We start from the raw sequence: 11891 nt of genomic DNA on the forward strand, positions 1-11891 counted from the left end.
GGTCTTCACCAAATCTTCGTACCGGACGTGGAGGTGGGAAGTCTCATGTTGCCGCAGGAATGCGGCGATAGCCGGCACGTAGCGCTGGAGGATCGGGTTGTGGTTCAGGGCCTGGGAGTAGTCGCCATCGAAGAACGAGTTCGCATACGACGAGAAGAGTGCCAGCGGATGACGGGTAAGTACCACGTATTTGGCATCTGGAAAGACCTTGGCCATGAACGGGAGGACCAGGGCGTAAGCGGGGGTCTTGTCCAGGCAAATGGACTTGCCGGTTCCGTCGAGAAAACGGCCGTAGAGGACTTCGCAATAGGCGCGGCAGGCTTCCCAATAGTCCTGTTCTTTGTTGGGCAGCATGTCCACGAAGAGTTTCTGGGCCTCGGCGGCGAGAATATGGTCGTAGGGCGCTTTGTCCACCTTTTCCCACACGCCCAAATGGGCAAGCGGAGTAATGAGGTGAGGTTCCGGTCCGCCCTTGATCATGGAATGGGACTCGAGCATGCGCTCAAGCATGGTGCTGCCTGAACGAGGGGCGCTTATGACGAACAACATGGATACCGGCATAGAAAGACTCCACAACACGGGAAAAGGCATGGTATGCAAGGACGCACGGGGATTCAAATGCCTCAGCGCTTTATCCCCATGTTCATGCATGCTAGACTCTGGGGTCGTCAATTGTTCGATGTGTGCAGATGTGTTTTGATGGGAGAAGCATGGCAAAACGAGCACTATCTTTCCTGGTCAAAGTGGTTATTACGGGCGGCATGTTTGCCGTCTTGTTTTGGCCGGAGAAGTTTGGCCTATCGGCAGACCAGTTTAGGGGCGTAAAACCTGCTGACTTGCTCCGGGAACTGAGCCAGGTTGAAACGCATAACATCCTGTTGTGGCTGTGTTTGGCTGCGATGATGCGGATACTTGGAATGCTTTGCGGAATCCTTCGGTGGAGGCTGCTGCTCCTGGCGCAAGGTCTAAAGATCCCGTTCCTCTACTTGACACGGAGTTGGTTTATTGGCCGCGCCATAGGAATCTTCCTACCCGGCACCCTGGGGCTGGATGGGTACCGGCTCTTTGATTCATCTCGATACACCGGGGACGTAATCAAATCGACCACGGTCATAGCCGTTGAGAAGCTGACCGGGTTCATCGCGCTGACGTTTCTTGTGTTCGTGACTTTCCCTCTCGGATTTCGCATGTTTGACATGAAGTTGCCGGTCTTACTGGGGATACTGGCAGTCCTCGGGACTTTCGTAGTTGTTTCGTTTGTGGCTTTACTGAACCCGCGTGTCATTCAAGTGGCCGTGGCCGTCTTGCCAACGCCGGGGAAGATTCGCTCCAAATTCGATCGCATCGGGGCTGCCGTGTCGGCATATAGCGGCAACCGCGCTCAACTTGTCTTGGCCGTTGGGCTCGGGATATGTGTCCATTTTGCGACCTGCCTTGTCTTCTTCTGCACGATGACCGCGATCCGTGCGCAGAATACGACAATGTCAGACATTCTCTTTGCAACGCCGCTTATGATCTACGGCACGGTGCTGGGGCCTTCCGTCGGGGGAGAAGGTATTCGCGAGATCATATATGTGGCGCTGCTGAGCACGAAAAGCGGGGCGGCGGCCTCGCTCCTCATGGCCCACTTGGGGTGGTGGGCCGGCGACGTCGTTCCGTTTGTCATTGGTACGGCAGTCTATCTGTTCGGGAAGAAGCCCAATCGCGAAGAGATTCAATCGCGCATGGCCGCAGCAAGGGCTGAGGTCAATGCCACGGATGTTAGTCTGCATCTTTCGACGGATGAGATACGCACGTATCGCGGCAACCTGATTGATTGCGCGGTTGCAGGAATTGCAGCGGGGCTGCTTTCAGGTGCGTTTATCGGGTTAGGCGAGGCGGGCTGGCTTGCACACCGACTTCAGGGGCTGGAGGAAGTGAATCTCTTTTGGTGGGGGCCGCTTGTCTACGGACTGCTGTTTGCGGGGATGGGTCTTGGGGTCGCGGGTGCGCTGGCCTTTCTCGCATTGGTTCGCGATCGATTCCCTCGCGCAGTGTGGACGCTTGCCCTGAGTACCTGGGGAACAATGTTTGTAGGTATTGTGGTCATCGGCAGATTCCGGATATTCAGGGACGTGCTGGGCGAACACCCATTGTCCATGAACCAAAATCTCCAGTTGCTGGGAGCGGCCGCGGGGATAGGTCTGGTTGTCGCCGTGGTATTCGCGCTCCTCTTTGCAGTTCTGGGCTCTTCGCGTGTTCGGATGGCTGTGGTCGCTCTGTTGATCTACGGGCTACTCGTCGCCGGAGGCGCGGTTGCCGCTTCGCGCTACGTTCACACTTCCAATGCACCGGTCTTGGCGGATAAGAAGCCTACAGGTCCGAACATCATCCTGGTGGCCGTCGATACGCTTCGGGCGGACTATCTGAAGGTGTATTCGGGCGATGCGGCTGTGGCGAAAACTCCGGCTGTGGATGCGTTCCGAAGCGATGCGGTACTTTTCCGGCACACGTTTGCCCAGTCGTCGTGGACAAAGGCATCGTTTGCCACGATATTTTCCGGACTGTATCCAGAGACTCACTCGGCGGTGCACAAAGATTCGATGTTGCCGAGTGCGGTAACGACGTTTCCGGAAGTACTCCACGAGGCGGGGTACTTCACGCAGGGGTTCCCGAACAATCCGAATATTGCCGATGCATACAACTATGGACAAGGCTTCACGGAATATACGTATCTGAAGCCAAGACTGTTGCTTGGGGCGACGGAGTCTGTTGACAAGCTGGCCTTGTACCAGGTCGTGAGACGTGTTTATCAGAAGTTTGTCGATAAGCTGACGGGCGGAAAACTGAATGTGATGGATTTCTACCAGCCCGCGGAGGTCGTGACAGACAAGGCGCTCGATTGGGTAGCGGGCGAGCAACGCCCGAAGGACCGGCCCTTCTTGTTGTTTCTCCATTACATGGATCCTCACGATCCGTATATGGACCACGAGAATCCAGGGAAAGGATACGCACGTGCACGCATGCCCAATCCCGATCCCGAGAAATACCTTGACGAGTTCAAGAAGTTGTACAACGGAGAGATCGAGTATTTTGACCAACACTTTGGGCGCTTGGTCGAGGGACTTAAGTCGCAGGGAGTGTACGACAACTCGGTGATCGTCTTCGTGGCGGACCACGGCGAAGAGTTCTACGAGCATCAAGGTTGGTGGCACGGATTGAGCCTGTATGATGAACAGATCGCGGTGCCACTTATCATTAAGCTGCCTGGCAACAACCTTTCAGGGAGCGAGACGTCGGGTCTATCGCGTTTGGTGGACATTGCCCCCACTCTGCTTCAGACTGCGGGATTGCCCAAAATCGAAGCAATGCAAGGGGAATCGCTTTTTACCGTCGATCAGAGTTCGTTGGCTCCGAGCGCACCTTCGTATGTGTATGGTCATCTGGATTTCGAGGGGATCCTGCTGCGCTCTGTACGTACAATGACGGAGAAGCTTGTTTTGGCAAATCCGGAGAACAAGCGGAAGTATCAACCCGTGGAATTGTACGACCTTGTTGCTGACCCCGGCGAGAAGACAAACATTGCAGGTCAAGGCAAAGAGTTTGAGAAGACGTTGTCGGATACCGTGGCGGGAATGCAGGAGTTTGTTAAGGGTGGAGCGGTGCCGCCTGAATTCAACACCGACGATACCGACAACAGGCAGCAGTTAAAAGACATTGGTTACCTGAACTGAGGCAATTGCGAGAGGCTGCGAATAGACTATGCGAATAGCAGTGATTGGTACCGGCCACGTAGGTTTGGTTGTCGGAACAGGTCTTGCTGACACCGGACACAACGTAACGTGCGTCGATATCGACGAGGAGAAGATTGCGGGCCTGAAGAACGGAAAGACTCCGTTCTACGAACCCGGACTGGAAGAATTGATCACGCGGAATGTGGAAGAGGAACGCCTTCATTTTACAGCCGATCTGGAGGCGACAATTCCGAACGTGCTTCTCGCATTCATCTGTATTGCGACACCAGGTCTGCCTGACGGCAGCGCGGATACATCGAACGTGTTCGAGGCCGTTGAACGGGTAGCGCGGGCCATGAACGGGTATTGCATCATCGTGCTGAAAAGCACGTGTCCGGTAGGTACAACGGAACTGATCAAAGAACGGCTTTCCTCCATCACCAAGCACCCGTTCGATGTTGTGGTCAACCCGGAGTTTCTGCGACAAGGTTCCGCCGTAGACGATTTCATGCGACCGGATCGAATCGTGGTCGGATGCGAAGACGTGCGCGTGCAGGAAATCATGAAGGAGTTGTATGCGCCATTCCTTAGAACGGGCAAGCCTCTGCTCAACATGAGCATCCGCAGCGCGGAGATGGTGAAGTATGCAGTAAACGGCATGCTGGCGGCGCGCATATCGTTCATGAACGAATTGGCCGCCATTAGCGCGGCATACGGCGCTGACATCAGCGAAGTCCGCGAGGGACTCAGTTCAGATAGCCGTATCGGCGCTTCGTATCTGTTTCCAGGATTGGGCTTTGGAGGCTCTTGCCTGCCCAAAGACGTGGTAGCGTGTTCGCGGCTTGCTCAGGCCAAAGGCATTACAAGCCACATGCTCGATGCCATCACGAGAGTGAACGATGAGCAGCAGATGCGATTTATCCACGCGATCAGGGACTTCTATGGCGCGGACATTTCGCAGAAGCGAATTGCCGTTTGGGGGGCAAGTTTCAAGCCTCGAACAGACGACCTTCGCAGCGGTCCTGCCTTGCGCGTGATCGATGCGCTGCTGGAAGCCAAAGCGACGGTTGTCGTCTATGACCCCGTGGCAGAGACCGGGTTGCGCGCCATGTACGGTTCACGAATAGAGATCGCGCCCAAGAACTATGCCGCTCTGGAGAACGCCAACGGACTTGTCATCGTGACGGAATGGAACGAATTCCGGCGCCCCGACTATGACCGGATGGCATCTCTGATGAAGGATAAAGTGATCTTCGATGGAAGAAACCTGTACACGCCCAAGACCTTGCGTGACCTTGGTTTTACTTATTTCAGCATTGGAAGGGCATCTTCGTGAGGGCCGACCGTAGATGAGCAAGGTTGCACTTGTAACGGGGGCAAGTGGTTTTGCCGGATCGTATTTGTCTGAATACCTGAAGTCGCAGGGTTGGGATGTCCGGCGCGCGGTGAATCCCGATGCTGCGGAAGACGTGGACGCCTTCCCTTGCGATATCACTGACGCGGACCGAGTTCGTCGTCTTGTGAAATGGGCTTGCGACGCGACACACGTATTCCATCTTGCCGCCGTGACGTTTGTGCCATTTTCCTCGCGGAACCCCGCTGACACGATGGCGGTCAACGTCGAAGGCACGATTCTGCTCGCATCGGCGTTGCGGGAGGTAAATGCGGCCGCGCGGATGGTTTTTGTTGGCAGTGCGGCTGTCTACGGAATTCCCGAATCGCTCCCCATAACAGAGTCGCATCGTATTTCGCCCCGGGAGCCGTACGCTATTTCCAAGGCGGCGGCAGACGCGTATTGCGAGTATCTTTCTCGAGGCGAGAATGTCGATATTGTCAGGGCGCGGCCCTTCAATCATTCGGGCCCCGGTCAGCCGGAGACATTTGTGCTGTCAAGTTTCGCGAAACAGATAGCGGATATTGAGGCCGGGCGAGCCGAACCGGTAATTCACGTCGGCAATATCGACACGGCGCGGGACTTCCTACACGTAAGCGACGTAGTCCGCGCGTATGAGTTGTTGGCACTGAAAGGCGTTGTGGGCGAAGCTTACAACATCTGCTCGGGTAGGGCTCACACTGTTCGTGACGCGCTTGATATGCTCCTGGGGCAATCGAAGGCGAGTATATCCGTGCGCGTGGATCCAGACAGATTGCGCGCCGTGGACATACCGGTGGTATACGGAAGTCATGAACGTCTGACTCAGTGCACAGGGTGGACACCAAGTGTGACGTTTGAAGAAATGCTAATGGATCTTCTGGCCTACTGGCGACGGGAAGGCTGTGCGCCAGGTAAAGCCTTGTAATTGGGGAAAGCGGGGACCAATTGTCATGAATTCGCTATTTGTCTTGCGTTGTGTGTTAAGCAGTGTCTCGAAGGAGAACGCAAAGGAATACGAAGACCCGAAGGTGTTTGGCATCAACAAGGAGCCTCCGCGCGCGACTTCGGTTCCGTTTGCGGATCGGGACAAGGCCATTTCGGGTGTGCGCGAAGAGAGTCCCTATGTTCGCTCATTAAATGGAATGTGGCGCTTCCACTGGGCCGAAAAGCCTTCCGATGCACCGGCAGACTTCTTTGGAGAGGAGTTTAATGTCAGTTCCTGGTCAGAGATTGCCGTACCCGGCAACTGGCAGATGCAGGGCTACGAAGCGCCGGTATATGTAAATCTCGGGAATCTTTCCTCGCCAGCTCAGCCCCCGAAGACCAATCCTGAGTGGAATCCGACGGGCTCGTATGTGCGTACTTTCGATCTTCCCGAATATTGGGCGGGTCGCAGGACGATCCTTCACTTCGGCGGTGTTCAGTCGGCTCTCTACCTTTGGATCAACGGTCAGTATGTGGGATACAGCCAAGAGAGCATGACTCCCGCGGAATTCGACATCACGCCGTTCGTTCGACCGGGCACTAATCGAATTGCGGCGCGTGTGTTGCGTCTCTGCGATGGCAGTTATCTTGAAGATCAAGACCAGTGGCGCTTCAGCGGCATACACCGCGAAGTCATGCTAATCTCCACTTCGCCCGTACATATTCGCGATTTCAGCGTGAGGACTGACCTGGATTCTCAGTACCGCGACGCTACGCTTTCGGTGCGCACGCATGTTCGCAATTCGGATGCTCAGCCATCGCAAGAGCTGTCCGTGGCCGCTGAACTCCTTGATTCTGCTGGCCAGCGCATAGCCCGGATTGAACTGGGCAACGCGTCGCCAAAGCAGGGTGAAGAGGTGGTCATCGAAGGCGGAGTACCGGTAACGAATCCGCTGAAATGGAGCGCGGAAGCGCCTCATTTGTACACGCTTGTGCTAACGCTAACGGACTCCTCGGGCGCATTGGTGGATGTGCGCAGGTGCCGGGTCGGGTTTCGCAAAGTTGAACTCAAGGACGAACAGCTTTGCGTCAATGGGGTGCCCATCGAGATACGCGGTGTAAATCGCCACGATCACGATCCCGACCACGGAAAGGTGCCTTCGGCGGACTGGATGCTGAAAGACGTGCTTCTCATGAAGCAGTTCAACATCAATGCCGTGCGCACCTCGCATTACCCGAACGACCCGCGTTGGTTGGATCTTTGTGACGAATACGGGATCTACGTGTGCGATGAAGCAGATATCGAATCGCATGCATTCTGGAGCATGTTCACCGACGATCCGGAATGGTGCGACGCGTTTATCGATCGCGTTTCGCGCATGGTGGAGCGCGACAAGAACCATCCGAGCGTGATTATCTGGTCTTTGGGGAACGAATCGGGTTACGGACCCAATCACGATGCTTGCTCGGCGTGGATACGCGAGCATGAGCCGACGCGCCTCATTCACTACCATCCGGCAGACGATGCCGCGTGTGTTGATATGCTTGCACCCATGTATCCCGCCGTGGACTACATTGTGGAGTTGGCCGAGAATCCTAACGAGCATCGCCCGGTCATAATGTGCGAATACGCCCATTCCATGGGCAACAGCACGGGGAACCTGAAGGAATACTGGGAAGCTATCCGAAAGTACAAACGACTTCAAGGCGGATTTATCTGGGATTGGGTGGACCAGGGGATTCGGCAGCGGTCCATCATGGTAACACCGGATTTGGCGCATCCGAGTCGTCCGGCATTTGCCGTGGGGAAAGTAGCACGGGGTCATCGCGAACGAGGCTTGTCGGACGGGTACGCCGTAGTCCCTCCCCTGCCTGGGCTCAATGCGGCGGGGCAAGGTATCACGCTCGAGGCTTGGGTATGCCCCACGGAAGAGGAAGGGTTGAATCCTTATATCACCAAGGGTAACCAACAATTTGCTCTCCAGCAGTTCGGACCGAAGACGCTGGATTTCCACATTCAGGATGGAAGCCCGGTCGTCCTTTCCGCGCCCGTTCCGGAGAACTGGCTGGGGACGTGGCATCATATCGCGGGCACCTACGACGGAGAGACACTTCGTCTGTTTATCGACGGGCGCTTCGTGGCTGAGAAAGCGCACGCGGGGACGGCGGACTTCAGCCCGTATCCGGTGTACATTGGGCGAAATCCCGAATTGATGCGGACCATGCGAGGGACTATCGACAGCGTGCGGATCTATGGCTACGCGTTGTCGGAAGCGGAGCTGAACGACGGCAATGCGCGCGCCCCGAAGGGTGCGCTGCTTTGGCTCGATCTAAACGAGTTTACAGTCGAAGCGCGTGAGTGGTTTGCGTACGGCGGCGACCTGGGTGAAAACCCGAGCGATGGGACGTTCTGCTTGAATGGGATGGTGTCGTCCGATCGCGTTCCCCACCCTTGTCTTTGGGAATACAAGAAGATTCTGCAGCCCGTGGAAGTGAACCTCGTCAACGCGGAAACGGGTGCGCTGGAGATCGTCAACCGCTATCACTTCATCGACTTGTCGCATCTTACTTGCGAGTGGATTGTGAGCACGGACGAAGGAGTTCTTGCGCAAGGTGTCATCCCCACATTAACAACCGCCGCGGGCACACGCACTGCCGTGCAGTTGCCGCTTGCAGGCACGCAGCGGCCTGCCGGCATCCGGAGCGACCTGACGGTGCGTTTCATACTCTCGAAACCGTCCCCTTGGGCCACTGCGGGTCACGAGGTGGCATGGTCGCAGTTTGAGTTGCCTGCGCGTGAAGCTCTTCCAATCTTGAGCAGACGTGAAATGCCGGAAGTGACACTACGGGAATCGGAAGGGCTGACTGTGGTGCAGGGCCGCGACTTTCGCATCATGTTCGATCAGTTGCGAGGGAGTATACGCTCCTGGCGCGTGGGCGAAACGGAGTTGCTCGTGAAGGGCCCGTCGCCTTCGTTCTGGCGCGCACCCACCGATAACGATCGTATCAGCGGCGCCGAGAAGCGCTGGCGCGATTCCGGCTACCATCAATTGATCAAAGAAGTATCGACGGTCTATTTCGTGCAACCGTCGCCGCACGAGGTACGCGGCATTGTTCAGATGACTCTCAAAGGAGCGAAGGCCAAGGGTCAATTCAGGTGCGTCGTCACCTACACAATCCACGGAACCGGCGACGTTGTCTTGCGCTTCGAATGTACGCCCGAGGGTGAACTCGCCGATCTCCCGCGGTTGGGCCTGGGCCTGACTCTTCCGAAAGAGCTCACCAATATTGAGTGGTACGGTAGAGGGCCGCACGAGACTTATTCGGACAGAAAACTTGGTGCTCCCATGGGTGTTTTCGAAGAACTCGTATTGCCTGACAACTTGCCGTATGCGAGGCCGCAAGAGTACGGCAACAAGATCGACGTAACGTGGGCAACCCTTACGGACGATTCCGGCTGGGGACTGGGTGTGATTGGGATGCCCACCTTCCAGTTCACCGCACATCCCTATACGACGGAGGCGTTGACGGAAGCGTCGCATCCGTTCGAGCTAATGCCTGAGGAGAATGTGACGGTCCATCTGGATTGGCTCACTTCGGGGCTGGGAAATGGAAGCTGCGGACCCGCGACGTTGCCTCAATACGTGCTCAACCCTGCGCCTTGGGATTTCTCGATTCGATTGGCGGGGATAGGCCCGAATGTCCCGGGGATTATCCAACGCTCACGCTATGCTTTGCCGAAGAGCAAAGACTCAGAGGCATAAGCAAAAGAGGCGGGTATGGAGACGATCTCGCCCGTACATGGAACAGAGCCGTCCGCGGATGCGACACCTGCGGACGGCTTTCTCTCGCGCACGATGCGGGTGACGCGTACCGCGGCGATCGTAGTCATTCTGGCGTTGCTGCTGCTTGAGATCGTATTGCGAGTCATGGGCCTAGCCTCTCCTGTCTTGTACGTCGACGACGATGCTACCGGGTACCGGCTCAAGCCGGATCAGAAGGCTCGCTACCTCACCAACGCTATTTCGGTGAATCGCTGGGGTGTTCGCGACGCGAGGCCATTGAAGCAGAAGAATCCGAATACAAAACGAATTGTTGTCTTAGGCGACTCGGTAACATGGGGAGGGATTCTGCTTCACCAGCAAGAGTTGTTTACGTCGCTTCTTGAACAGGCTTTGACCGGAACCGAAGTCATCAATGCCGGTATAAACGGGTATTCCGTTGCTCAAATGGCTCAGCTCTATCGCTCTCATTTGACCGGACTAGACGCGGATACGATTCTGCTGTTCGCCATTCCACGCGATTTTGTACGACCGATTCGCGTGTCGCTTGTTCGCGATAGCGTTTCATTCCCGAAGCGCAAGCCGCTCTTTGCGCTTTCCACGGCATTGGGAGGGGCACTGGTTGAGCTGTATCGAAGAACGGGTTGGCACATCCTGGAACCTGCGCCCATCACGCATGAGGATTCGCCCCGGTTGTCGCCGCCCGAAGCCGTCGCTGAGAATGTTCGTGAGCTTGCCGATCTTGCTGAAGCGGTGCAGGGAAAAGCCCGGTTGCTGGTTGTTATCGCGCCGGTGCTCAGCGAATCGCCGGCCGGAGGCCCAGTGGACACCGTCAAGGATTCACTAGCCGCTCACGCGATCGATTTCGTTGACCTGGGCCAGAATCTTAAGGCGGAACCTTCTATGTTCGCCGATGGTGTTCACTTCTCCAAAGAGGGTCACCGGCGCGTTGCCGAGGCATTGGCTGCCTATCTAAATGAGACCATGCCTTCTGAGGCGCTTGCCGAGTAATCCAATACAATACGCCGCAAAGATATTCCCCTAAAGTGCCGATCGCTGTGCTATACTTTTCCCCGGACCGGGGGACCCCTAACCCGCGATTTGCACCGGCGCAACCGAGCGCCGACGCAGATCGCTCACGTGCCAGACGTTGAGGTTATGCCATGAGGATTTCTCGCGAACACACGCTGTCCATGAAGACTTGTTCCTATTTTCGCTGCAACCCCATCAAACACAGCAATTGCGAGTTAGTCTCGTGTGTGTTCGCAAGGAATCCGGCCTAAGACTCTGGAAAGGAGGTTCGCGATTATGGCGGAAGTGAAGTCGAATTCACCAAGTAGTAAGGGCGGATCAGTAAAAAAGAAGGGGGTGATCATTCCGATGTTTACGGCGAAGAAGCAGAAGAAGGCTGTCCAAAAGAAGGTGAAAGCGCTGAGCGACAACACGGTTCGCAGAGCGACCAAATTGGCGTTGAATCTGGTCGATTTTCAGAAGACCACTTTCGACAACACCATTCGTGTATTCACGGCATTGCAGGAACAAACCGAAAAGCTCATTCAAGAGCTCACCGTGAAATCGACTTGGATGCCAAAGGAAGGTAAGAAAGTCGTCGAGGAATGGATTAAGACGGTCAATCGCAGCCGAAACGACTTTAAGAAGACCATGGACCGCAGCTTTGATTTGATATCGGCCTATCTCAAGCGCGTGCAGGAAGACGAAAGCGCAAAGGCGAAGCCTGCAAAACCGAAGGCCAAGGCGAAGGTCAAGGCCAAGGCGAAACCTCGGGCAAAAGCAAAGGCGAAAGTACGCCCCAAGGCGCCGGCTCCTTCTGAGAGCCTTCCAAGCATGTAGCTTTCGAAATCAAACATACGTTGCGCCGCGACTGGCAGAACCTGCCATCGCGGCGCATTTTGTTTTTCGGATGGAAACGGTATCGCGCAGGCCCTTCGTTCTCATGGCGCGGCATTGCCGCAACCAAAAGAGACTCAACCACTGATGGACACTGATGAACTCCGATAAACGAGGCAAAGCATCTACTCGCACAACACGCAACTGTCCGAGAACTTACTTCAGCAGCCGCTTGAAACTACGCAAATT

7 protein-coding genes are annotated in these 11891 nt (G+C 55.8%); 6 read left to right on the plus strand and 1 reads right to left on the minus strand.

The window, feature by feature from the left end; translation table 11 throughout:
* A partial coding sequence (locus K1Y02_11740) for a sulfotransferase (GenBank protein ID MBX7257024.1) occupies window positions 1-561 on the minus strand: 561 nt, incomplete at its 3' end.
* A 149-nt stretch (window positions 562-710) separates the two neighbouring features.
* On the opposite strand from K1Y02_11740, the gene K1Y02_11745 reads away from it, so the two are divergent.
* The 6 genes from K1Y02_11745 to K1Y02_11770 all read left to right on the plus strand — a co-directional run bounded on the left by K1Y02_11745 (window position 711) and on the right by K1Y02_11770 (window position 11645).
* Window positions 711-3713 (plus strand): sulfatase-like hydrolase/transferase, encoded by a 3003-nt coding sequence (locus K1Y02_11745; GenBank protein ID MBX7257025.1) that lies wholly within the window; start codon window positions 711-713, stop codon window positions 3711-3713.
* Window positions 3714-3741: 28 nt separating this feature from the next.
* Complete coding sequence (locus K1Y02_11750; GenBank protein MBX7257026.1) at window positions 3742-5049, plus strand: UDP-glucose/GDP-mannose dehydrogenase family protein; 1308 nt, start codon at window positions 3742-3744, stop codon at window positions 5047-5049.
* Window positions 5050-5062: 13 nt separating this feature from the next.
* Window positions 5063-6013 (plus strand): GDP-mannose 4,6-dehydratase, encoded by a 951-nt coding sequence (locus tag K1Y02_11755; protein MBX7257027.1) that lies wholly within the window; start codon window positions 5063-5065, stop codon window positions 6011-6013.
* Window positions 6014-6038: 25 nt separating this feature from the next.
* Window positions 6039-9776: a DUF4981 domain-containing protein gene (locus K1Y02_11760; protein ID MBX7257028.1), complete on the plus strand. Its 3738-nt coding sequence runs from the start codon at window positions 6039-6041 to the stop codon at window positions 9774-9776.
* 15 nt (window positions 9777-9791) lie between these two features.
* On the plus strand, window positions 9792-10805 hold the full coding sequence (locus K1Y02_11765) for an SGNH/GDSL hydrolase family protein (GenBank protein ID MBX7257029.1): 1014 nt from the start codon (window positions 9792-9794) through the stop codon (window positions 10803-10805).
* Window positions 10806-11102: 297 nt separating this feature from the next.
* A complete protein-coding gene (locus K1Y02_11770) occupies window positions 11103-11645 on the plus strand; it encodes a hypothetical protein (GenBank protein ID MBX7257030.1) in 543 nt (180 codons plus the stop codon).
* Window positions 11646-11891: the final 246 nt, after the last annotated feature.

This window comes from Candidatus Hydrogenedentota bacterium (assembly GCA_019695095.1).
Classification (GTDB): Bacteria; Hydrogenedentota; Hydrogenedentia; order Hydrogenedentales; family SLHB01; genus JAIBAQ01.

Excerpts from the sequence above, each read along its gene's own strand:
- K1Y02_11765 (MBX7257029.1), top strand. The coding sequence starts at position 9,792 with ATGGAGACGATCTCGCCCGTACATGGAACAGAGCCGTCCGCGGATGCG.
- K1Y02_11745 (MBX7257025.1), top strand. The coding sequence starts at position 711 with ATGGCAAAACGAGCACTATCTTTCCTGGTCAAAGTGGTTATTACGGGC.
- K1Y02_11750 (MBX7257026.1), top strand. The coding sequence starts at position 3,742 with ATGCGAATAGCAGTGATTGGTACCGGCCACGTAGGTTTGGTTGTCGGA.
- K1Y02_11760 (MBX7257028.1), top strand. The coding sequence starts at position 6,039 with ATGAATTCGCTATTTGTCTTGCGTTGTGTGTTAAGCAGTGTCTCGAAG.
- K1Y02_11770 (MBX7257030.1), top strand. The coding sequence starts at position 11,103 with ATGGCGGAAGTGAAGTCGAATTCACCAAGTAGTAAGGGCGGATCAGTA.
- K1Y02_11755 (MBX7257027.1), top strand. The coding sequence starts at position 5,063 with ATGAGCAAGGTTGCACTTGTAACGGGGGCAAGTGGTTTTGCCGGATCG.